This window comes from Lysinibacillus sphaericus OT4b.31, assembly GCF_000392615.1.
Classification (GTDB): Bacteria; Bacillota; Bacilli; order Bacillales_A; family Planococcaceae; genus Lysinibacillus; species Lysinibacillus sphaericus_B.
On record NZ_KB933398.1, the window covers coordinates 916,470 to 940,426 of the forward strand.

A 23,957-nucleotide genomic window follows, 5' to 3' on the forward strand; every position below is an offset into this window, starting at 1 on the left:
GGGTTTTAGAAGTTGCTTAACTAAATATGTCTAACTTTTTTGGGTCAGATCACATCTCTGGGCAGATGCTTTTTGTTATGCTGCTACTAAATTTTATCGCCGTTTTCTAATATGAAATGACTTTCGAATGTTACATCTAAAGCAGTAGCTATTTCTTTCAATTCGGATTCACTGAAATTATCGCGCTTCATTTTATTGTGGAGGTTTTGTCTAGTTTGACCTAGTTTTTCAGCCAGATCTGATACACTCATATTCTTTCTACCAAGTATAATTTTAATTTTTTCGGTTGTTTTTAGCTCCATGAGAACACCCACTTTCTATATTGTTATTGTATCATAAAAAGTATTTAAATAAACCATTAAATGTACTTTGTAAATAAAATAGTGTACAAAACTATTTACAATGTAAATTATAAAGTGTACACTGTGATTAGTAACAGGACAGCATATCAAATAGACAATCTAAGGTTAGTCGGTAAATAGACTAGAAATAGCCGACAAATTACAAAAGCAGATGTATATATGGTCAGACTATCGGATTTAGAAAGCCAGCGAATAGCTCAAGTTTTGATTAAAGGCTATATGCAGTTATTTATAAAGGGAAAGACAGGAAATAAAAGAAAAAATTTTAATCTAGTGTAATAGATTCTTAGTTTTTTGGTCATAATGTTGAAAATGATAGATTTTAACTTTAGAAAAGCTGCTTTGAAAAATAATACAGAGGTTGGGTGAGAGGATGAAAAGTAAAATTTATAGCGGTAGATTTTTGATTTGTAGCGATAACACAGCAGGTATTTTAACTTTGAAACTTATACACAAAGTAGAAGGTATTGTGCTACATGAATGGAAAGAAAAAGTTAAGAGTGAACGTGAAGCTACTATATCTTTAGAGGCCTATAAACGTTGTATGTTTGAAGAGGATGGTGCTCTGGTATTTATGGTTAAATATGTAGCTAGTCTTTTTGATATAGACTACAAAGGGAAAGGTTTAATCGAAATTACTGAGTTGATAAAACAAAAAGCAAAAGACTTGGAAGAGGAGGAGAAAACAATATGTATTCAGTAACAAAACACCTTAGATTCGGTGAATTATGGGACGCTAAGGCGTCTGCTTATAACGCTTTAACAGAGGTGCTTGTTAATAACGGATTAGAAGAAGAAATTAGCAAAGTGATAGCTTTGCAACATGCACAAAAAGAACTTTGTGGAATTTATGAGGAAGTAGCATTTGATAATGGCGTGTTGGATACGATTAATCATATTAAAGGAATTCTAAGAGAAAATAAAATGTCTAGGATGGAGGAAGCAAAATGAATGGATTTAAATTAGAAATAGCAAATGACAATGAACTATTAGGGTTATTAGAAGGTGATGAGGTGCTAGTTTCAACAGTTGAACAACCTCGAAGCAACGGAAAGGATTTAGCTGTATTTGAAGCAACCGGGGAGCATTTTATTAGTCCCTTCACCCGCTTCGGTAATCAAATCATGCTGCTGGGTGAACGTATCCAAGTAGTGCGTGAACATCAGGTGAAGATCATTGGTAAGGTTATTGAAAGAAGATTCGAGGGGAAAGAAAAAGCCGCAGCGTTGGTAGACGCTACAGCTTAAATTGATTCATGCCCTTTGAAGTGCACATATAGATTATCGTACAACTTTAATATACGCCAATCTAAGGATCCTTACACCTCAACGTAAGACTTTTTCTTTTGCTTTGAACACTGCATCAAACAGCCAATTGGAGAATGCGTGAAATGCAAATAGAGGGCTGAGTTTGGTGTGGTTTTGAGAGCAAAAAGTTATTACATATATTTCATCCTCTAGGTTATGATTGGGGCAAGGAGGTGAAAAAATGGGTGAAACATTTACATTAAAAGAGAGATTAATTTTATCAAATCAATACGACCTGTTAGCTAAACTATCTGATGATGATTATCAGAAAAAACAATACGAGAACATGAGCGAGATATTCAGACGTGGATATTCTTGGGGTTACGGACTAGCAACGGAACCTTTTTCTGATGAAGTGAATGAAGAAGAATGCAGATTTGTACTTGATGTACTTGCTATGTATAGTAAATTATACTTTTCAAGACAAAATTGTACTGAAGCTAAAAGTTCTATTGAAGAACGAAAAGTGTTGTTTAAAGGTTTTGACTTAAACGATGAACAGGAATGTAAGTATCTTTCATTCTACGAATTCTTAGTAGAAGATTTAGATAGATTTAATGAATTCAAAGAATGGATTGAAGAGGGGAAAATAGAGAGTTTTAATTCTCATGGATTTGGCCCTTCTATGGAAACGTTAGAGCGAATGGTACAAAAGACAAAAGAGCTTGATGAAATCCGTTATGAAAGACATGATATCTATTTTACTAAAGATGAAATAGAAGAAATATTAAATGCATAATCATTTTAGCACCCTTCGGGGTGTTTTATTTTGCCTGAAAAATTAGTACTAACTGCTCTCATACTTTTAGGTTATTCGGTACGAGCTTTTGGCGGTGTAGTATTTGTATCAAAATGTTATTACAAATCAAAATAATTTTGGATTATTATTGTATTTTAGGGAATTTTATAATGAAAGGTGGGGATAGATATAAGAACGAACAGTGGATGATTAGCATGAAACAAAGGAATTAGTTATTTGATTGGACATATCCCATTGGAATTAATTCTCTAAAGGAATTAATCGGAATATGTGGAATAAATAATGGTGATAATGGTAGCATAAAATTAAAAAGATGAGTATAATTTTTATGCTTAAGGCTGTTTAAATTGTGGAGGTGAAGAAAATGCAGATTTACAAATTATTTTCTAAAAATCAAAACCTTAAGGATATTAGTAAAGTTGTTGGTGGTGCACCAGTAATTTTCGGGAAATCTTCAGAGAGTTTTGGTGTAAAGGTAGATCCGGAGAATTACCGTGAATTTATAAATGGCATTAGTAAACACTTGAAAAATGCAAAAATTAAGCAGCATATTATGACCGATTTTAAATTTATTGAATTAATCAATAGGATGGAAACATTAAATATTTGTGTGAAAGATGTGAATTTTTATGATGCTGAGCAATTACAGGAAGAGGAAATTGTAAAGGAATTAAAATCAGCATTATGGAAAGAAAATAATAATGGGATAAAAGAGCTTATTCACGAAGCTGTTGAAGCCGGTATGAAAATACAAAGCATTATTGTTTTTCTGGATCAAGGTAATCAAAGTCAAGAGAGAATAGGGATTTTTTCAAATGGAACAATTACTATTGAGAATTCATCCACGTTAAAAAGGGAAAGTTTACGGATTATTGATTTTTTAGTAAAGGGGCCAACTGCCATTTGATGAAGAAAATTTTTCCTATTTTAATTCAAGCCGGATCCAATATATTAGCCCTTTGGTTTGTTTTTGTAAAACAGGAAGGCTTTTTCATTGATGTCCTAAAAAAATTTGATATAAATACTCAAGCTGCACAACGTGGTATTTTAGCTGCTGTAGCCGTATTGTTTGCTAGTTTAGCTATACATTTTTTAGAGTGGTTAATTTTTGAAATTGTTTTTAAGCCTGTTGAAATTAAAGTTAATTTTAAAAATGTAAATAATAATCAGATAAAAAAACTTGCAATTAATTATTCTACATCTACAATGCTGGAAACAAAAGCTGTTTACTTCTTTCATATAAATATAAGTGGAGGTAATAAGCTAACTAATATTTTATTAAATGTTTTGAAAAGTGACATTATTATTAAATATAGACCTAAATATTATCAAACTGAAATAAGTAATGGTTGGATTAATGAAAAGCCTACTGATCAAAATTTTGTGTATAAAGATATAAAAGATAATACTAGAATTTATTGGACTCATGTTGTTCAAAAATCTGGGGAAATTGAAGAGGACTCTATCGATTTAAGACCTGAACTAATTATTTGTCCTACAAACTTCAATTCGCCCAAGTCACAGGTCGAATATGTAATAGGGTCGCATTATTATAGTTTAAAAATATTGAGATTAGTATTTAAAATAATTAATAGATACTTAGTGAAGATAGATAGCAATAAACTCAAAATTAATCTTAAGGAGGAAAAAAACTAGTGGCAGGTACTACTATATTGAGTATAGTTGAAGAGATTAAGACACTTGAACAGGTAGAAGAAAATATTTTGAATATAAATTGTTCAAGTACTATAAAACATGTTGGTGAACAGGTATTAGAGGCGTTATCAAATCAAGAAAAGCAATTGTTCTCACTATGGCGTAGAAGTGATGATTTCCCTACGGAAATCCAAAATTTCACTTTGCCTAATGAAATAGGAATTCGTTATTTAGTAAGGGAAACTTACATAGAGACTTCTAGAAGAAGAGTTAACATGTTTGATGAAGAAGATAATTTATTACCTAAATCTCAACGTACTATTACTGATTCTATTCAGACAGTTTTCTTTGAAATAGGGGAGCGTATTTATGTCATATTAAACTCCACAAACTTAATTTCAATAAATAAATCAAAAAAACTATTTGGTGATAAGTTAAAAGAAACTGCTACAGGCGAAATAGAAATTACAGAATATATGATAGATCCAGATTTATTTTATTGGTTATTTTATAAACATGAAAAGGATAATGGAATCTTAGAACCAAGGTTTGAAGTATCAGACATTGCTGGTTTTGTAGGCAATATTGCAGATGAAAATCACACTATTAAAGGGAATAGTGTTGATACACCATCGTTGTTAGTAACGAAAGCCTTTGTTAGTAAATTCCACCCTTTTAGATCATTGCATGTTGTATTAAAGTATCAAAATTATACTTTAGATTTTATATTAAATGACCGTTCGGAATGTTATATTAATCCAGGGTGTTCAATACCGAATATAAGAATTGATAAACAAATTGCAGCTAGTATTATTATATATGGTTTTATTATACCTAGATTATATGAAATTTTTAGTGAAGATGAAGTTTGGAAAAGAGACACCACTAAACAAGATTTTACTAAAAATATGGGGCTTGAAGTTATTAAAGAAATAGCTGATTTTCATGGAATCAGCGCAGAAGAAATTATAGTTATATTGAAGTCGGAAGATGCGAAAGAAGCATAATAAAAGAAAGGTTGAATCAGTTTTTATTGGTTCGATCTTTTTTTATTTAATTTAAATATATTTATTGTTTAGCTAAAATGTATTGGGATATTATTTAATTCAATAACTTACCCATTCCTGTACACACGTTCGCCATTTTTTTATCCAGTCTCATTCAGCCCCACATTAGCCCCAATTAGCCCCAAAACTATGCTTTACTATGCTTTATCCTGCAAATTGTTGTAATTGTTGAAAAGGCATTTAAACCTTGATATATAAGGATTCACAGTTATTTTATGTTCTAATTTGCACCATAAAAATAATAGAAATAGTATAGCATAATGCTTAGGGAGAATCCTATTATAGCAATGGTTTAATGGATCGTAGAAATAGGGATTAGTTCTATATGATAATCATTTTTGATTATAAAGGAATATTTTTTAACGATGCAAAAGGGGAGAGATTATTGAATAGCCATTATATTGATAGTAGTACTATTGTATTTTTGGTTAAGAGTTCGGAAAGTAATCCAAAGAAATTGTCTATTTTACGAGGGGAAAATGATTGGTTGTTTGCTAATATTGAAAATATTGAACGTACTTACAAATAATCATGATATGATTATTCTCGTGGTCGGCATGTCCGTCTGCATACTTTTAAGCCTCCAAGCGTGACACGGTTGCGCTCGAAAGGGGGTGAACCGTTTGGAGAACCTTTCCCGAGTAGAAAGAGCAAAAGCCAATGCGGAAAAGCGTCGCATTCAAAGACTAGCCATCTTTAGAATTGCCACGGATTTATTTCGTGCAGCAGATACGCTATATCGAATTATTCGTATGCTTTAGCTAAACAAAAAAATGGCTTTTCACCGTCCTTTACTAGCCATGAAGGGCGGTGTTTTTCATGTTAAGGCAAAATAAAAAGCGACTAGGAGCCACCTAGCCGCTAAACCGTTTGGAGATTCTTCCCGAGTAGTTGGAATCTCATTACACCTTTAGTTTACACGTTTTTTTCGTACAAAGTCAAGGTGCTACAAATGCATTTACCGATTCCAATTGAAACAGCAATGCCCTCTATAGTTTATTATGTTCAGGCATTTTTTATACAAAAAGCTTTAAATAGAAGAAACCGTTGTATGAGTAGTTTGCCCTGTTGGCAGAAGGGAAGGGTAGTATAGTAGAAAAACATTTTTTACGAATATTACAAGTCAAAGCAATTAAGCTTACACGATTGTAATGAAATTGAAAGCAAATACGATAGAGTGTAATACATTATTTTGCGAGAATGTGTATAGAAGCAAGAACAAGAAGCGGAGGAATACACAATGAATGAAAAATTAGAAGGCGTATATGAGGAATTTAATCGTTATATTTATCATCTATGCTTAAAGCTCACTCGCAATAATGTAGAAGCGGAAGATTTAATGCAAGAGGTTTGGGTAAAAGTTGTACGCTATGAGGATAGCGTTGCCGAAGTAGAACATATTAAAGCTTGGCTAACAACAATTACAATGAATACATTTAGAGATCGCTATCGTAAAAAAGTACGACGTAGTAAGTACATGATGAATCAACCTGAAACATTAGACGTTCCAATCTTAGATTTGGTTCCTAATAATGAAATTTCTACTGAAGAAAAAATTGAAAAAGACATTGTCACAAAACTAGTACAGGATAAAATGGGTCAATTAGATACGATTTATCAAAAAACATTGTGGTATTTCTACATAGACCAATATTCACTTGCTGAAATTTCTACAATAATGAAGGTATCGATTGGGACAGTGAAATCGCGTTTATTCCGTGCGAAAGCGCGTTTAAAAGAAATGCTAATGGCCGACGTATCAATAGTGGAGGCTGTGCTGCCAGCATAATAGAATGCATTGGTCGCACACTAAAATAATTACTCAGACGGAAGTATTCGTTCGGCCAATCCAAAAAAAGATGTATTGCAAAATGATTTAATTTGCAATGCATCTTTTTTGATGAAATTTATTGAGGGTGGAGCATCGAATAGAGCTAGAGGCCCCAAAATCGCTGAGATGAAAAGGGTGTCTTGAGAGTTCTATCCGTCAGTTCGGCAGTTCTATTCGTCAGTTCGGCAGGTCTATCCCTCAGTTTGACGTTCTATCCGTCAGTTCGGCAGTTCTATTCGTCAGTTTGACGTTCTATCCGTCAGTTCGGCAGTGCTATCCGTCAGTTTGACGGTCTATCCGTCAGTTCGGCAGTTCTATTCGTCAGTTTGACGGTTCTATCCGTCAGTTTGACGGTCTATCCGTCAGTTCGGCAGTGCTATTCGTCAGTTTGACGGTCTATCCGTCAGTTCGGCAGTTCTATCCGTCAGTTCGGCAGTTCTATTCGTCAGTTTGACGGTTCTATCCATCAGTTTGATGGTTCTATCTGTCAGTTCGACAGCCCTTAAAATCTGACCAAAAAGAAAAGCACCTCTAAAAGTTAGATGTAGTCTAACAATAGGTGCAAGGTGTACAAATGAAGTTTTTAATCATGACGATTGATATCAACTTCGAGCAAACATTTTGCGAAAATATCACGTAAAGTTTGTACCTCTTCAGCTGACAGCATTCCAAACATATTGTTAATGATTTCGCTGACTTGTTGGCGAGATTCTTCTAAAATATCTTCACCATCGGTTGTGATTTCTAACTGTGAAGCCCGACGGTCTGTTGCGTGCTGCGTTTTTTCGATAAAGCCTGCATTGATAAGTTTAGTCGTTAAAACTGTAACGCCACCTGTTGTCACTTTTAACCGATCTGCAATAGCAGAAGGGCGCTTAGGTCCCTCCTGCGATAAATAGTCTAAAATTAAAATATGGGTTTTTGAAAAGCCGAGTACATTATGATTATTCCACTCGTTTGCCCATCTGCGCTCGATGGAAGAGACAACTTCAAACAACGAGGAAATGGCTTTTTGTTTTTCTTGATCCATATAGGTCATCTCCAGAACTGTTTTAACTTTCTTGTGCCAATCTTGTCATCGCAGTTAATTCGTAAGCACGTACTTTACGTGGAATAAAACGACGGATGTCCATTTCATTGTACCCAACTTGAATACGTTTTTCATCAATTAGAATTGGGCTACGCAACATTCTAGGGTGAGCCTGAATAATTGCATATAATTCTTGAATAGAAAGTTGGTCGATATCGATGTTTAGATTTTTAAAATCATTAGAATTTGTTGCAATAATCTCATCAGTTCCGTCTTCTGTCATGCTTAAAATTTCTTTAAATTCTGCAAGAGTAAGTGGGTGTGATGTAATACGTTTCTCTTTATACTCGATATTGTGATCTTTTAGCCATTTTAATGCTTTTCTGGATGAAGAACAGCTCGCTTGTGAGTAAATTGTAACTGTCATTCTTCATTCCCCGCTTTCTTTTTTAGATTATATTTAATGGATATCTTATTAGTAAGCTAAATAGGTTATACATATATCTTACTAGTAAGCTATATGTAAATCAATAGCTAATTGAAAAAAAGTCAATAGAATATGAGATTTTTTCAACTATACTAGAATATACGCTTGGACTAGCGAAAAGTTTCGTTATATTTACTTACAATGATGTAAGATTAATAGTTTTCAGTAGTTTATATGCTGAGATGGGGAAAATTATGAGTAGATTGATTGAATTTTGGGAAGACGAAGTGAAGTAGCGTAAGCTAATAACCGACGGTGTCTAAGGGGCCATTCCACTTCTAAGACGCTCGAAGTACAAAAACACCGTCACATGTTTGCGTGACGGTGAGATCTGTTTTAGCTTTGTTGTCCAGAAGTAAACCAATCTTGGACATTCCAAACTTTTGTTACTAAACCTTCGTAGAATTCAGGTTCATGGCTAACGAGTACGATTGTGCCTTTGAATTCTTTCATTGCGCGTTTTAGTTCTTCTTTCGCATCAACGTCTAAGTGGTTAGTAGGTTCGTCAAATAATAGCCAGTTGGCTTCTTCCATCATCAGTTTACAAAGACGAACTTTAGCTTGCTCGCCCCCTGATAAAGAATTGAGTGGGCGTGTAATATGGTCAGTTTTTAAGCCTGCACGCGCTAGAGCGGCACGAACTTGCGCTTGCTCCATTGAAGGGAAGGCGTTCCATACATCATCAATTGGTGTTATTTTGTCGGCTTTTACTTCTTGCTCAAAGTAAGAAGGGGCTAAATAATCGCCACGAATAACCTGACCACCAAGTGGATTGATTTTGCCAAGCATCGTTTTCAGTAATGTGGATTTACCAACACCGTTCATGCCGACTAAAGCGATTTTTTGACCGCGCTCAATCATAAATGACAGAGGAGGTAGTAACGGCTTATCTTTATCGTAACCGATGACTAAATTTTCCGCTTCCACCACGTAACGGCTTGGCGTACGAGCCTCTTTAAAGCCGAATTCAGGCTTCACAGCTGTTTCGGGACGGTCAATTCGCTCTAATCGATCAAGTTGCTTCGCGCGAGATTTGGCACGACCAGTTGTTGAGTAACGGGCTTTGTTTTTTGCTATAAAGTCCTCTTGCTTTTTAATGAATTCCTGCTGCTTTTCATACGCATCAATATGCTGACGTTTGTTAATTTCAGCCAGTTCTAAAAATTTTTCGTAAGTTGCAGTGTAGCGAGTTAACTTAGAAAATTCCAATTGGAAGATTACATCCACTGTTTCGTTCATAAATTCCGTATCATGTGAAATCAATAAGAAAGCATGCGGATAGTTCTTCAAATAGTTTTTTAACCATGTAATATGTTCTTCGTCAAGGTAGTTAGTCGGTTCATCGAGTAATAATACTTTTGGCTTTTCAAGTAAAAGCTTGGCCAGTAAAACTTTTGTACGTTGACCACCTGAAAGGGCAGCAACATCACGCTCTAAGCCAATCGCATCAAGACCTAAACCACGTGCAACTTCTTCGATTTTCATATCTAATGTGTAAAAGTCACCGGCATCTAGTGCATCTTGTACTTCAGCCATTTGCTCCAATAGTACTTCTAATTCGTCAGGTGTTGCTTCAGCCATTTTACCAGTAATGTCATTTAGCTCTTCTTCCTTTTTGTAGAGAGGGAGGAAGGCATCACGCAAGGCATCACGCATTGTACGGCCAGCTGTTAACACAGTATGTTGATCTAAATAGCCGTAATGTGTACCTGGTAGCCATTCAACTTTTCCTGTATCGTGGATTGTTTGCCCTGTTATGATGCTCATTAGTGTAGATTTACCAACACCATTTGCACCAACAAGTCCAATATGATCGCCTTCTACTAAACGAAAGGATACGTCTTTAAAAAGTGTGCGGTCACCGAATGAATGACCTAAGTTTTGAACTGTTAATATTGCCATAAATGTTCCTCCAGAAATCTAGATTACTTAAAGTGCTGCGAGTTGTTTATTTAGTTCAGCTAGTTTTGCTTCCATGTTGGCAAGGCGTTGTTCAGCCTGTGTTACTTGATCGTTATGACCTGTAGATTCAAGCTTTTCGATGTCACCTTGTAAATTCATATAATCCATTTTTAATTCTTTTATTTGATATTCGATATCACTTTTCGATGGCATGATACATTGCTCCTTTATATGGTTATTTGTATGACAAACGCGTTTAAAGTTAAACTTTAAAGCGGTGAGGGTTTTTTTCATCCCTCACCGCTTATTAGTTGAACCAATCGGTACTTAAGGGTGCTTGAATCTTTACTTAAACTTCCCACATATTCATCAATGTGAAGTGGGGGAGTTTAGCACCCTTTAGTACGGGATAAACGCTTATAAAAGCGAAATTGTAAAAATTCTAATACATTGTATCATATCCACCTAAAAAGAATCACTAAGTTGAAGCGATATTATGACGGTCATATGCAAAATCAAGTAGTAATGCTTCTAGTGTCTCATTATTGCTTACGAGATTAAGCTGACGTTGCTTCTTTACCGCGCGTTCGCTTCTCGCATCATGTAACAAAAATTCCATAACGGCGTTTTGAATTTGTGATTGTTTCATTTTACGGCCAAGACCGAGATGGATGAAGCCGTTATGTTCACGAGGAAATGCATGTAATAGTTCCGCCTCAGTTTGTGCTAGTGTGATGCAAGGTACACCATAAGAGGCAATTTTATAAGGTGTGTAGTTGGCGTTACAAATAATGATATCAGCTTTAGGTAAAAGTTTTAGAAGTGCGTCTTTATCACGAAGAATAGCAGTATTGCGGCGACTTAACACCATCATTTGTAAATCATCGGTTGCATGCCGGTAGCTGTTATCGATCATCACAGTAATTTGTAGTGGGATTTGTAGCTGAGTTAAGTGTCGAAGAGTTCGGTAAGTTAAGTTATGCTCGTCCCCATCCTCAAATGCAACAACGATATGAGGTGGATTTTCGGATGTTTTAATATCGGGCATATCTTCTGCATGCTGGAATGTATCAGGTAACGCAAAGGCGAAGCTCCCGCCAATATAATGTGATGGTAAATAATCTTTCACTTCTTGATAGAGTGCTAGTAATACGCAGTCGCAGGCTTGGCCACCTTCACCAAAATCATCAAAATGAATGATTGTTTTACAGAAAGGTCGTAAATTGTGTACTTGCCAGCTTTCAGAATTACGACCATCTCGAACAATTAAATCAGGCTGTAATCCCTTCATATGCTTGACTAATTCGTCAAAATGTTCGAATAGTATAGGTGATAGATTTTCATTCATTAAAATTTGTATCCCATCATTTGAAGGGGTCTTTGCGAATATGAAAACTTTCTCATGTGTGAGTAGCTTTGCAAGTGTTGCAACCCGTTCAAAAGGATAGAGCCCTTTATCAATACAGCTTTCAATAATGAAAACAATCGTTTTATTCGGTTTAAGTATTTGAGTTTCGTTTTGCAAATGTATCCCATCCTTTCGTCTGTCTATTTAAATTATGGTGAAAAATGGGCAAGTATGTGTAAAAATTAGGATTAGATAAATTAATACATAAACTTCATTAGTAGAAGGAGGGAACATAAGAATGGGAATGCGTGCAGCAATTGTTGTAGGGGCTACAGGTCTAACAGGTGCCTCACTCGTAGAACAGTTATGCGAAAATGATGAATACGTTTCAGTGACAGTGATTGCACGTCGCAAGCCAGCGTTTGAGCACGCAAAGCTTGAGGTGAAAATTCGTAACTTTGATACATTAGAGGAAAATGATATTGCGTTTGCCCATGAGCTTTATTGTTGTTTAGGAACAACGATAAAAAAGGCAGGATCACGTGAAGGATTTGAGAAAGTAGATTTTGACTATCCTTTAGCTATTGCATCGCTGGCGAAAAAGCGTGGTATACCGCATCTGCTTGTTATTACAGCGATGGGCGCAAACGAGAGTTCACTGTTTTACTATAATAGAGTAAAGGGCAAGCTTGAGCATGAGTTAATGGAACTTGGCTTACAGCGCTTATCAATTGTTCGTCCATCATTATTGGTAGGAGAACGCACAGAATTTCGTTTTGGCGAAAAGGTAGGAGAAAAAGCGCTAAAGTTTGTAAAGCCTCTATTAGTAGGGCCCCTTAAACGATCTCGTGCAATAGAAGCGTCCCAGGTTGCTAAGGCAATGATTGTTATTGCTTTGTACGGTAAAGAGCTTCCTATAACGATTTATCCGTCGCAGGACTTGGCTTCGTTAGATTTTCCGAAGGTTAAAGATATGGGAGCCCCGCGTGGGAATTTATTTTATTGGGAAAAAAACAAATCACCAAATGCAATGGAGGAAGAAGGTAAAGTCAGCCGAGATGTCATCATCAACCGAGATAAATTCAAAGTACAGGAAACTGTTGTAGATGAAGAAGTGAAATTTAAGCGAAGAGATGAGGAGTGAAAGTATTCTACACCATTGAGCGTTTACTTCATTCCGCCTAAAGACTGAATTTACGGTTTTAATCGTTACAATTCTTCCCGTGCTTCTATTCATTTGTTACAATATTATTGTAGAAGATGAATGTGGAGGCAAAATGATAATGAAAATTTTACTCGTTGATGGCACGATGTTTGGTCGTAAAACTGGTGCTATTTTAGAGCAAGTTGAACAATATATTAAAGAATTTGATGCTAGTTTCAATTTAGAAATTATGCATTTTAGTGAATATAAGCATCAAATCGTCGATGGTTCACCATTAAACGATGATATGAAAAAAATGATTCAAAAATTTGAAGAAGCTGATGCTTATATCATTGCAACGCCGATTTTTCAAGCTTCGATACCTGGTGTATTGAAAAATGCATTTGATTTCTTACATCCTAAAACAATGCGCTATAAACCAGTATCTATTGTAGCAAATGGTGGCACATACCAGCATCATTTAGTAGTAGAAAATCAACTAAAACCAATTTTAGATTACTTCCGTGCGCTAGTAACACCAAACTATGTATACACACACACATCACATTTTGATGCGGATAACAATATTGTAGATGTAGATGTTCATAATCGTTTACGCGAAATGGCACGTGTTTTCGTACAATATTGTGAAATGAGCAAAACTTTACCGAAAGAAACCATCGATCAACATTAAAAAGTAGCATATGCATGTTTGATGGATTTTACCTATCACGGCTAAGTTATAGGACGCAAAGTAACAGCGAGCATGTGGAACGGATGCTTAGTTATCTAAGAAAACTAAAATCCCTTGTACAGTGGAAGGAAATCACTGTGCAGGGGATTTTTCTTTTCTAGAATCCTTTTACAATATGATAAAATAAGACTTTAGTGAAATCGGAAGGGAGGGCTGCTCATGCAGGACATCGCTTTACTAGAAAAACAACGCTGTAATCTGATTTTGACGAATAAGGCGAAGGAAGCGGTAGAGGAATGCTCAGCAAATGAGCATGCCTTTTTTGCGTTACAAAAAACATTTACGGTCTATATTGAAAAACGAAAGGCGAAAACACCAGGTGAAACGTTTTTGTCGATCTATTTTAATGCCCAGCAAAATGAAAAGTTAGAGGGCATAATAGCAGAGAAAACGGCCATTATGGATTGTGTACTAAAGGTTGAAGGCTTACTGGCAACGAATATCCGATTCGTGCATATGCGCGGACCGGTTCATACAAATCGTCGTTTACCAGCTGCCCTGCAATTCGTGACAAAGCTAAATAATGGGGCAGGTATTCCGTTAGACCTTCATAAGAAAATAAGAGAACTACCAATTGCGGAGGAACGTACGGAATATGTTAAAAAGCGCATTGCAAGCTGGGAAGGCTATTTAAAAATCCAAGAGCGTGATGCAACAATTGATGATATCCATACTGAATTTAAACAAAGCTATTACAATGAAGATTTTACGCGCCTTACACTTGTATGCCCTTATGTGAAAGCAAAGGAATGGAAGCAGTTAGATGGCTTGAGTGTAAGTATTCAAGGCATTCGTGGCGAAATCGGGCAAGTATTAAAGGTTAATGCGGGGAAGCAAACGGTTGAGATTGACTTAAAACCTTTCGCACAAGAACAGGCGAGAAAAGATCAACTCAATCTTCGTTCGAGGCAGGCTAGCTTTAGTAATTTTGCAACATTGAGCCAAATTAAACGCTTACGCAATGGGTTTACTAAGCTCGAAAAAGGGGAGGCAGTCAACCCTAGCTTAGAGACAATATTATTTGAGAAACGTCCTACTGTAAGGACAGCTAAGCAACGGGATGATATAGATTTTCACAATAACTTAAACGACTATCAACGTCGGGCTGTTATAGGAGCTCTATCTGTAGAGGATCTCTATGTCATACAAGGGCCACCTGGGACAGGAAAAACAACGGTTATTTCCGAAATCTGTCAACAAAATGTGAAGGCCGGCTTAAAAACACTTGTTGCCTCTCAATCAAATTTAGCGGTTGATAATGCATTAGGAAGACTACTTTCCAATCAAGAAATTCGTATTTTGCGCTATGGTCGTACGGAGAGTATTGAGGAAGAGGGCAAAAAATTCATCGAGGAAAACGTTGCACTACATTGGCGTGAACAAACGCTCATGGCCATCGAGGAAGAAATTACAACGTTTACTGAACGTGAACTCGAACTGCAAAACAGTATTATTAAAACGAATGATGAATTAGAAAAACTTGAGACATGGCTTGAAGAACTTACAAAAGAAATTGCGGCAAAAGAACAAGCGGCTATTGATGAACCGATTTTACAACAAGAAATTCAAGCATTAAAAAAAGAATTGAAAGCTGTTAAAACAGAACAACAAGCGTGTGAAGCACAAAAAGAGCATTATGACAAACAGCTCTCGCAATTAGAACCTGTTGTGCAGTCACTTGAACAGACTTTAATGGAAAACGCATCAATAGAGCAAGTGCAACTAAATTTGCAAGAAACTACTAAAAAGATTGACCAGTGGCAAGCTGCTATTCAATATAAGGAATTACAAGATCAGATAACGCGAATGGCAATACAGTTCCAAGAAATTCAAGTGAAATATGAGGGAGAAAGTAAGCAACTCCTAACTATGAAAGAAGCAGCAAATTTTATTAGTACCTTAACTACTTATGAACGTATCCATCGCTTTTTGCAGCATTATCACATCAGACCTTCACATGTGTTAGCACAGCAAATTGAACGTGTAAAGCATTTAGAGGATGCGAAGGATTTAGAGGCATGGGCGATCATTAATACGCGACTACGCAATGCAATTGAAAAACTGGAAGCTTTAGTATCGCCTGAAGAGAAGGAACGCGCTCTTGCAAAAAGTCGGCAGCAGCCTGTTCAGTCATTTTCATTGCAAAATTTAACGGGCGTGTTTGCACAGTTAAATACAGTTTTTCAAGAGGGACAGACCCCACCAGGAGACCAAATAGAAGGCTATTTACTTGGGCTCTATATGCGTCGGGATTTTGTATGGCAGAAGGGTGTTGCACTGCGAAAGCAGCAGGAACATAAAGATCAAGAATTTGCCTCCTTGCGTCAAAATATCGGTAGTTTATTACATCAAGAATGTGCTATTACAAGCTTTGATGTTCAAAGTTTATTGCGACAGTTAAAGCCGTATACCGAACATAAAGAAAAGCTTCAACAGCTTGCCGAAACATTAGTAACACAATGTGGCTCTATGCCAGAAGAATCTGTAGAACAGTTGAAGATACTTGTATCAGAATCGCAACTTTTTTTACAGACAGTGCGCCAACAGCTTCAAGCGGTTGAGCAGGCAAACACGCAACTTGTACCGAAGAAAGCAGCACTACAAACGGTGCAAGCAAGCTTACAAGAGATTGAACAACAACAAATACAATTTGAAGAAAGCCTAAAGAATATAAATGTAGCTGGTTTGAAAAAAGAAAAACAAGTAACAGCAATAACACAACTCCTTCAGTCTACTCCAGAGCGTACATATGAGGAAGTAGCACAAGCAATTGTATCGGCTAAAGCAAGCTTAGATGAACTGCAACGCAAAGAAAAGCAGCTACCGCTTCGTAAAAAATTGCAAGAGGAGTGGCGTGACAAGCTACAAAACGCAACAGAATATGATTTAGATGAAATTCGTAAACTATATGTGCGACATGCCAATGTAATCGGAACAACCTGCGTTGCTTCTGCAAGTAAAGAATTTATGGAAAACTATCCAACCTTCGATGTCGTTATTATCGATGAAGTCTCAAAGGCGACACCGCCAGAGTTGTTATTACCAATGCTTAAGGGGAAGAAAATTATTTTAGTAGGCGATCATCATCAATTACCGCCATTGCTTGGCGATGATACGTTAGAGGAAACACTAAAATCAATGATAGATGACAATCCTCACTTTGATGGGGCACAAGAGTTGAAAAATTTGCTGCGTGAATCTTTATTTGAGCGCTTATTCAATAATTTACCAGCGACTCACAAGCAAATGCTTGCATTGCAATACCGTATGCATGAAAAAATCATGCACAGTATTACACCGTTTTACGCTAAGGAAGAAAATGGCCTACAATGTGGTTTACAAGATTCGGATGTAGTGCGTGACCATGGTTTAGAAGGGCAATTCATTGGTCGTGATGACCATTTACTATGGGTGGATATGCCAACTGAAAAGCCTTATTTAGAGGAGCAGGTTAAAGGTGGAACAAGTCGTTACAATGAGGGAGAGTTACAAACAATCTACCGCATTTTAACAGACATAAATGCCGCTGTCATTGAAGCGAAAAAGGCAGGACGTATACCACAAGATGCGCAAAAAAGTGTCGGAGTAATCAGCTTCTATGGGGAACAAGTGAAGAAAATTAATCGCCTACTTCAGCAGGAATTGCATTTACCACATCTACAGTTTAGAACAGGAACTGTCGATAAGTTCCAAGGAATGGAAATGGATGTCATATTAGTTAGTATGGTGCGTAATACACCTAAAGGAGGAGACATCGGCTTTGCACGGGATTACCGTCGTTTAAATGTGGCGCTTTCTCGAGCACGTGAGCTGTTAATGTTAGTCGGTAGCGCAGATATGTTCGCGAAACGTGCAAAACATCAAGATACGCGTGAAATGTATAGCAATCTTCTAACAACAGTGAAATCCTACAATGGCTTACGTAATCATGAAGGACAGGTGATATAGGATGTCAAAATTACAACAACGTTTAATGAGAGAGTTACAACAAAATCGTCATCTGAAAGTAGTGAAGTCAATTGAATGGTGTATTCCAATTCGCACCGTCGAAGTGACCTATGAGCCAATTCGACGTTCTACCATGGATGTCCTGATGAAAATGCTATTAATGAGCATGCAGCAGGCAGATTTTCAAAATGCACAGGAATTAAGTGAACTATTACTTGTAGATCCGCTTTTTATTGAGGACCTCGTATCATTGATGTCCCGGGTACGTCTGATTGAACATAGAGAAGATTTCTACAGGTTAACAACGAAAGGCGAGCAACAATTGGAGCGGGGTATTTTTGAAGAGGAGCTAGCTGTTGAAACAAAGAATCTTTTATTTAGCCCATGTCATCACACATTTCTCCCTATTGAAGAAGACAGTATAGAGGAATATGATGAGTTACCAGAGCCATATCGCTATGTGGATAGCGAGTCAGAACAACAAGAGCATTTTGAAGAAACTATGATTATCGCCGCTTTACAGAAGGAACATGAAGAATCCACTACCTCACAAAAGATAATAGAGACCATTGTGAATACTGAAGCCAAACAAATTAATGATATTCCATGTCTTGAATTTATACTCCATGATAAGGAACAGGATATTGTGTATGCCAGGGTGTGGAATACACTGTTAAATCAATGGGATAACATCCTAGAACAGCAGTTAACTGATAAAGAACAAATACAATGGCGAGAAGAATATTTATAAAAATTCGAACGGATGGAGCGTAAAGCTCTGTTCGTTTTTTACTTTAGTTAATAAAATGGAAAAACGCCTCTTGCAAAATGGGAAAATATCCAGGCTGATGATTTTAGAACCAGCATATATTACTTAGATAAAGGAGGGGACAGATGCTAACTATTAGTTTATGCATGATTGTCAAAGATGAAGAGAGTATTATTGAGAGGTGCCTAGACTCAGTGCAACATGTAGTAGATGAAATCAATATTATTGATACAGGCTCTACTGATCGTACAAAAGAAATTGTTCGACACTATACCGCTCGTATCTTTGATTATACATGGTGTGATGATTTTGCCCAAGCACGGAATTTTTCCTTCCAAAAGGCAACGAAAGATTATATTTTATGGCTAGATGCAGATGATGTTCTTACAACAGAACATCAGCAAAAGCTAGTACAACTTAAGAAGTCACTTAAACCTACTATTGATGCTGTCTCAATGGATTATTACGTACTGTTAGATGAAGACGGAGAAATTGAGACTTCTGAAAAAAGATACCGTCTCCTAAAACGCTCGCGAAATTTTCAGTGGCAAGGTGCTGTCCATGAGTCTCTAAATGTAGCAGGGAAACTCTACCATAGTGATATTGCAATTACCCATTTACCATTAAAAATAGATACAGATCGTAATATGCGAATATATGAGAACTTAAAGGCAACAGGGCATTTGTTTTCAGCAAGTGAAACGTTTCATTACGCGAATGAATTAAAAAGGCATCTTCGTTTTTTAGAAGCAATTAATCAATATCATACATTTCTAGACTTAGCGCTGGGTTCTGCAGAGGATAATATTCAGGCGTGCTTAAATTTAGCAGATTGTTATTTGCATTTACAGGATTCAAAACAAGCAACGCAGTCCGTTTTACAAGCATTATTGTATGATCAACCTAGACCAGAAACTTGTTGTCGACTCGGTCGTTTTTTTATGGAGCAATCAAAAAACAAAGAAGCAATATATTGGTATTCACAAGCACTACAACAAGCTCCAGCTACGTTAGGGATTCAAAGACCAGCGTATTCAACATGGGTTCCACAATTGCAGTTAAGCAAGCTGTATGATCGCTTAGGTCTATATGAAAATGCACATGAGCATAATGAAGCAGCCCGCATGTATAAACCAAATGATAAGCGCATACTAGACAATCAAAAATACTTATACAGTCGACTGAACAAGGGAAAATAGCAATTATCGATAATATTTAAAGAAGCAGGATATCACGATTTATGTGATTTCCTGCTTGTTAAATTATTTACTTTCGGGTTAAGGTCACTGATATATTCATCTTGAAGCATATTCTAGGCTTTCATCTGATTACTGAGAGTCATAGGCGTGCTGATTTTACTTACAATGACGCCAGATTTTTTATCAGTATTTGTGTCAGTTGAATGCACCTCTATGAAGTTTGTATAAATAGCATGACCAGTTGATAGGGATAAACTAACAATAATCGCAATAACAATCACATTCCGTGGCCTAAAATGTCGTGCTTGCATTTTCATGTCCCCCTTTTGTTTAGTGAATATTCTGGAAATTCAATATATGTTAGGGATTTTGGAGTATGCAAATTCGAGTGAAGATTTTGACAATTCAGAAGTACATAACGCACTATGCATATTTGCAATGTTAACTTAATTCACTAGAAAACACCTACCTCTATTTTTTAGGCGTGTCTAAACGCCTATTGTACAAAGATCAACCCCTAGCGGATGTCTCAGCTGTGAAAACGTAGCGACAGCTCCGTACAACAATGTTTTCTTGGTTCATCATTAAGTAACAAAAAGTTTTATTCCACAATCAGGCGCTATTATGGAATAAAACTTAGCTTTCTAAAAGACAACTTTATTTTATCCCTTCTAACATCAGGACGGGGGTATGCTTGTTTGCAGTTATAAAATGATATAACTCTACTGGAATTCTATAGTTCAACTTTTCCTCACTTCAATAAAAAATAGTAGCACAAAACCTTGATCGAGGTTTGTACTACTAACGTTATTAGGCTTAAATTGATTACTATTTATCGTATATAAATCTATGTTGTTAGCTTCCAATTTTCGGCGCCTTGTCGAATGTTGATAAAATGACGATACACACCTTGTTCTTTCATAAGTGAGTGATGTGACCCTTTTTGGACGATTTTACCATCTTCTAAGACGATAATTTGATCGGCGTTTTCTATTGTTGCTAAACGGTGAGCGATGATGATGGTTGTTTTTCCTTGGATTAATTCGTCCAGTGCAGCTTGGATGAGTGTTTCATTTTCAGGATCGAGACTTGCTGTCGCTTCATCTAGTATAATAATCGGCGCATTTTTTAATATGGCGCGTGCAATTGAGATTCGCTGCTTCTCACCACCTGATAATGAAGAACCACCATCATTGAGAACCGTATCATAGCCTTTTTCAAGTGACATAATAAAGTCATGACATTGTGCTTTTTTCGCTGCTTCAATGATTTCATCTTGCGAAGCATATGGATTTCCAAAAAGAATATTATGGTAAATGGTATCGTTGAACAAATAGACCTTTTGGAATACCATACTAATGGATGATAATAAATTGTTTAGCTGCATAGTTTTAATGTTAATATTATCAATAGATATAGCCCCATTATTGACATCATAAAAACGAGCTATCAAATTGCACAAGGTTGTTTTACCTGAACCTGATGGTCCGACAATCGCTGTCGTTGTTCCTTCTTTAATCGTAAAGGATACATCCTGAATGATAGGTCTTTTGTCGTAAGAAAAGGAAACTTGATCGAACTGAATACTATATTGTGTAAGAGTCGTATCTGTTCCTTGTTCATCAATAAATGTCGTGTTTTCAAGTGATTCCAATTTATCAAGTGTATTGTTTATAGTTTCAAGGACATGTGTGGCATCGCTGATAGGTTCAAGACTATCAAACATCACGAATGAAAAAAGAGTAATCAGTAGCATATCTGCAAGCCCCATTTCGCCATTCATTACCATGTAAGCTGCAATCAATACAAGAAAAACGGACGCAAGTTTTAGGGCTAGTCGATGTCCGACATTGAAAGCACCAAATCCTTTTTGAATCATGATATTGATTTGTTTGCTGTTGTGAAAGGCTTCTTGTAAGTTACGAGATGCAATTCCTTCTTGATTAAAGTTTTTAATCACTGACATACCACGTAAATACTCTAATGTAGAGCTGACAAGCTGGTGTTGACTCTTTTGATGGGAACTAGCATTATTTCTACTATGACGTTGAAGTAGTCTTAGGAAGATGAAAGAGACGATAACACCGCAAATAGCAACTAAGGCCATTCGTGGCTGATAGAATAATAAGAAAAGAATCATAGTGAATGTCAATATATATCCATTGATAACAACATCAATCATTTTAATGCCCATCATTTCAAAAAATGATAGATCTGTTGTGACGGCACTATTAATGTCACCTACCCGATGTTTATGAAAAAATCCAAGAGAAACTCTCTTCAATGTATTGCCCATTTTAATGCGGTGGTCTGCTGAAATTTCATAGCCAATACTTTCTTGGTAGAGAGCTTTTAAGTAGGCAAAGATGAATCGGCCAATAACTGTTAGAATCAAAAGAAGTAATAGAAACCAAATAGTGTGTATGTCCAATGTTTTTTTTCCATGATAGTCATCAAGCATCAATTGCAAACCATTAGCGGTGATAACGATTGGAAGGGCAATACATACAGACTGAAAAAATGAGAAAACAAACCCCAGATACAATCGTTTTTTGTAAGGACCAATCCAATCGATAATTCTCTTCATTATTTTAATCATTTGACGAGACCTCCTGAGAAAGATTAGCTTCAGATAGGAGCCCATGTTCCTTTGAACTAATATGTGCCTTCCATAATTTTAGATAAAGTTCATTACCTTTGAGCAAGTCATCGTGGGTCCCAACTTGGTGGATACTTCCGTCTTTTAATACGACAATTTGATCTGCCTGCCTAATCGTTGATAATCTGTGGGCAATAACGATCAGTGTTTTATCTTTTGCAAGCTCGTTAAAGGCTTTTTGAATTTCTGCTTCATTTTCAGGATCAGTAAAGGCTGTCGCCTCGTCAAGAATAATGATAGGTGCGTCTTTTAAGATGGCACGGGCTATAGCAATACGCTGTTTTTCACCACCAGACAGCTTGTTGCCAGCTTCACCAGAATCAGAATCATAGCCATTGTCTAATCGAGAAATAAAAGTATCACATCTTGCTAATCGTGCTGCTCTAAACACTTCTTCATCACTAGCCTGTGGATTACCCATTCGAATATTTTCTAAAAGGCTTGTTTTAAATAAAAAGTTATCCTGAGCAACAAAGCTAATGTGTTTAGATAGGTCATTTGGATGAATTTCTTTGATATTTGTCCCGCCAATGGTAATAGTCCCATCTGTGACATCCCAGAAACGTGCAAGTAGTTTGGCAATGGTCGATTTACCACTTCCTGAAGGGCCAACAAGTGCTGTGTAACTTTTTTCAGGAATAGTTAAGGAGAGATTTTGAATTACATGATGCTGATTATCATAACTAAATGAAATAGCATTCAGTGCAATATCATAATTTATTAATGTTGCTGTTTCTTCTACAATAGGAAGTGATTCAAGGTTTAAATAGGCTTTTGTATCATCAATCGCATATTCAATGGCTTTGAAATCATTGATGAAAACAGTAAACTTCATAAGCGGATAAATAAGCCCCATGGATAAAATAAGACAAATGATTAATTGTGGTGGATCAATGGCATCGCGCTGATAAAGCCATAAACCGATTGGGAGTGTACCAACAAGGGTGGATGGTAAAATAGCATTACCTAATGTCATCCATGGCCATGTGCTACGGAACCATTTCATTGTATAATTTTTAAAATCTGTAATGGAATTGGAGAATTTTTCGTAAGAAGTATTTGTTTGATTAAATGTTTTTATTACCTCAATTCCTTCAACGTATTCCACAATGACACTATTCACATGATTGCTTGCATCCATATATTGTTGATATTGCGTGTTGAAATTCCTCATCATGAAGGCATAAACGATAAATGCAATCGGAACTGTCACAAGTGAGGCAAGGGCTAGACGATAGTCAATTGTAAGCATATAGATGAAGACACCAATTGGCAATAATAGGTTTGAAATACCTTCAGGGATAATATGAGCTAGTGGCAACTCCAATGTTTCAACCCGATCAATGATGACATTTTTAATCTTTCCAACTGGTTGGTTAAGAATATGACCGAGTGGTGCGCGTATTAATCTTTCAGCTAGCTGCAGACGTATTACCTCAAGGATATTATAAGCAGCTCGATGTGAGAAATAACTGGATATTGAATGAAATAATGTTTGAGCTAAGTAACCAATCATGGCAATCGCAATCCAAAAAATAATGTCTTGCATATTCTGTGTACCATCAACTAAATTAGTGATTATTTGATATATAGCTACATAGGGAACCATGCCACCAATCACACTAATAATGGCTAACAGCACGGATAAGGTAAGGGGCACTTTAGAGCTCCCTGCAAAGTGAATGATTGACTTGATCCAATGTTCTTTTTTTTCGATATGTTCCAAGGTTTCAC

23 protein-coding genes are annotated in these 23,957 nt (G+C 36.4%); 14 read left to right on the forward strand and 9 right to left on the reverse strand.

Features of this window, described 5'->3' with window-relative positions:
- Positions 1 to 86: 86 nt before the first annotated feature.
- Complete coding sequence (locus H131_RS04215; RefSeq protein ID WP_010857818.1) at positions 87 to 302, reverse strand: helix-turn-helix domain-containing protein; 216 nt, start codon at positions 300 to 302, stop codon at positions 87 to 89.
- A gap of 433 nt (positions 303 to 735) precedes the next feature.
- On the opposite strand from H131_RS04215, the gene H131_RS04220 reads away from it, so the two are divergent.
- From H131_RS04220 to H131_RS04260, 9 genes are all read left to right on the forward strand, one after another.
- On the forward strand, positions 736 to 1,065 hold the full coding sequence (locus H131_RS04220; protein ID WP_010857819.1) for a hypothetical protein: 330 nt from the start codon (positions 736 to 738) through the stop codon (positions 1,063 to 1,065).
- Positions 1,053 to 1,313: a hypothetical protein gene (locus H131_RS04225; RefSeq protein WP_010857820.1), complete on the forward strand. Its 261-nt coding sequence runs from the start codon at positions 1,053 to 1,055 to the stop codon at positions 1,311 to 1,313. Before H131_RS04220 ends, H131_RS04225 begins: the two co-directional genes overlap by 13 nt.
- The gene (locus tag H131_RS04230; RefSeq protein WP_010857821.1) at positions 1,310 to 1,609 is read left to right on the forward strand and encodes a S24/S26 family peptidase; all 300 of its coding nucleotides are present in this window, start codon (positions 1,310 to 1,312) and stop codon (positions 1,607 to 1,609) included. Before H131_RS04225 ends, H131_RS04230 begins: the two co-directional genes overlap by 4 nt.
- A 241-nt stretch (positions 1,610 to 1,850) precedes the next feature.
- Entirely contained in the window at positions 1,851 to 2,408 is a 558-nt protein-coding gene (locus H131_RS04235; protein WP_010857822.1) for a YfbU family protein, read from the forward strand.
- Between the two features lie 385 nt (positions 2,409 to 2,793).
- Complete coding sequence (locus H131_RS04240) at positions 2,794 to 3,336, forward strand: hypothetical protein (protein WP_010857823.1); 543 nt, start codon at positions 2,794 to 2,796, stop codon at positions 3,334 to 3,336.
- Entirely contained in the window at positions 3,333 to 4,085 is a 753-nt protein-coding gene (locus H131_RS04245) for a hypothetical protein (RefSeq protein ID WP_036129816.1), read from the forward strand. The genes H131_RS04240 and H131_RS04245 overlap by 4 nt, the downstream gene beginning before the upstream one ends.
- Entirely contained in the window at positions 4,085 to 5,092 is a 1,008-nt protein-coding gene (locus H131_RS04250) for a hypothetical protein (protein WP_010857825.1), read from the forward strand. The genes H131_RS04245 and H131_RS04250 overlap by 1 nt, the downstream gene beginning before the upstream one ends.
- A gap of 683 nt (positions 5,093 to 5,775) precedes the next feature.
- Positions 5,776 to 5,913 carry a hypothetical protein gene (locus tag H131_RS24215; protein WP_010857827.1) on the forward strand — a complete coding sequence of 46 codons (138 nt, stop codon included), beginning with the start codon at positions 5,776 to 5,778 and terminating at the stop codon, positions 5,911 to 5,913.
- A gap of 479 nt (positions 5,914 to 6,392) precedes the next feature.
- On the forward strand, positions 6,393 to 6,941 hold the full coding sequence (locus H131_RS04260; protein WP_010857828.1) for an RNA polymerase sigma factor: 549 nt from the start codon (positions 6,393 to 6,395) through the stop codon (positions 6,939 to 6,941).
- A gap of 625 nt (positions 6,942 to 7,566) precedes the next feature.
- On the opposite strand, the gene H131_RS04265 is transcribed toward H131_RS04260, so the two are convergent.
- The 5 genes from H131_RS04265 to H131_RS04285 all read right to left on the reverse strand — a co-directional run bounded on the left by H131_RS04265 (position 7,567) and on the right by H131_RS04285 (position 11,927).
- The gene (locus tag H131_RS04265; protein WP_010857829.1) at positions 7,567 to 8,013 is read right to left on the reverse strand and encodes a MarR family winged helix-turn-helix transcriptional regulator; all 447 of its coding nucleotides are present in this window, start codon (positions 8,011 to 8,013) and stop codon (positions 7,567 to 7,569) included.
- Positions 8,014 to 8,035: 22 nt separating this feature from the next.
- The gene (gene spx, locus H131_RS04270; RefSeq protein ID WP_010857830.1) at positions 8,036 to 8,440 is read right to left on the reverse strand and encodes a transcriptional regulator Spx; all 405 of its coding nucleotides are present in this window, start codon (positions 8,438 to 8,440) and stop codon (positions 8,036 to 8,038) included.
- A gap of 396 nt (positions 8,441 to 8,836) precedes the next feature.
- Complete coding sequence (locus tag H131_RS04275; protein WP_010857831.1) at positions 8,837 to 10,402, reverse strand: ABC-F family ATP-binding cassette domain-containing protein; 1,566 nt, start codon at positions 10,400 to 10,402, stop codon at positions 8,837 to 8,839.
- Positions 10,403 to 10,429: 27 nt separating this feature from the next.
- Positions 10,430 to 10,615 carry an SE1832 family protein gene (locus tag H131_RS04280; RefSeq protein WP_010857832.1) on the reverse strand — a complete coding sequence of 62 codons (186 nt, stop codon included), beginning with the start codon at positions 10,613 to 10,615 and terminating at the stop codon, positions 10,430 to 10,432.
- Between the two features lie 265 nt (positions 10,616 to 10,880).
- Positions 10,881 to 11,927 (reverse strand): PseG/SpsG family protein, encoded by a 1,047-nt coding sequence (locus H131_RS04285; RefSeq protein ID WP_010857833.1) that lies wholly within the window; start codon positions 11,925 to 11,927, stop codon positions 10,881 to 10,883.
- A 121-nt stretch (positions 11,928 to 12,048) separates the two neighbouring features.
- On the opposite strand from H131_RS04285, the gene H131_RS04290 reads away from it, so the two are divergent.
- The 5 genes from H131_RS04290 (at position 12,049) to H131_RS04310 (ending at position 19,564) form a co-directional block, all read left to right on the forward strand.
- Entirely contained in the window at positions 12,049 to 12,894 is an 846-nt protein-coding gene (locus H131_RS04290) for an NAD(P)H-binding protein (RefSeq protein WP_010857834.1), read from the forward strand.
- Positions 12,895 to 13,033: 139 nt separating this feature from the next.
- Positions 13,034 to 13,588, forward strand: coding sequence for an NADPH-dependent FMN reductase (locus H131_RS04295; protein ID WP_010857835.1), 555 nt, complete (start codon positions 13,034 to 13,036; stop codon positions 13,586 to 13,588).
- Between the two features lie 219 nt (positions 13,589 to 13,807).
- Positions 13,808 to 17,596 (forward strand): AAA domain-containing protein, encoded by a 3,789-nt coding sequence (locus H131_RS04300; RefSeq protein WP_010857836.1) that lies wholly within the window; start codon positions 13,808 to 13,810, stop codon positions 17,594 to 17,596.
- A 1-nt stretch (position 17,597) separates the two neighbouring features.
- Positions 17,598 to 18,347, forward strand: a complete 750-nt coding sequence (locus H131_RS04305; RefSeq protein WP_010857837.1) for a hypothetical protein — start codon at positions 17,598 to 17,600, stop codon at positions 18,345 to 18,347.
- Positions 18,348 to 18,490: 143 nt separating this feature from the next.
- On the forward strand, positions 18,491 to 19,564 hold the full coding sequence (locus H131_RS04310; RefSeq protein ID WP_010857838.1) for a glycosyltransferase: 1,074 nt from the start codon (positions 18,491 to 18,493) through the stop codon (positions 19,562 to 19,564).
- Positions 19,565 to 19,677: 113 nt separating this feature from the next.
- Here the strand turns inward: H131_RS04310 and H131_RS04315 are convergent, their stop codons facing one another.
- The 3 genes from H131_RS04315 to H131_RS04325 all read right to left on the reverse strand — a co-directional run bounded on the left by H131_RS04315 (position 19,678) and on the right by H131_RS04325 (position 23,949).
- Entirely contained in the window at positions 19,678 to 19,875 is a 198-nt protein-coding gene (locus H131_RS04315) for a hypothetical protein (RefSeq protein ID WP_010857839.1), read from the reverse strand.
- Between the two features lie 536 nt (positions 19,876 to 20,411).
- The gene (locus H131_RS04320) at positions 20,412 to 22,163 is read right to left on the reverse strand and encodes an ABC transporter ATP-binding protein (RefSeq protein ID WP_010857840.1); all 1,752 of its coding nucleotides are present in this window, start codon (positions 22,161 to 22,163) and stop codon (positions 20,412 to 20,414) included.
- Positions 22,156 to 23,949, reverse strand: a complete 1,794-nt coding sequence (locus H131_RS04325) for an ABC transporter ATP-binding protein (RefSeq protein WP_010857841.1) — start codon at positions 23,947 to 23,949, stop codon at positions 22,156 to 22,158. The genes H131_RS04320 and H131_RS04325 overlap by 8 nt, the downstream gene beginning before the upstream one ends.
- Positions 23,950 to 23,957 lie beyond the last annotated feature (8 nt).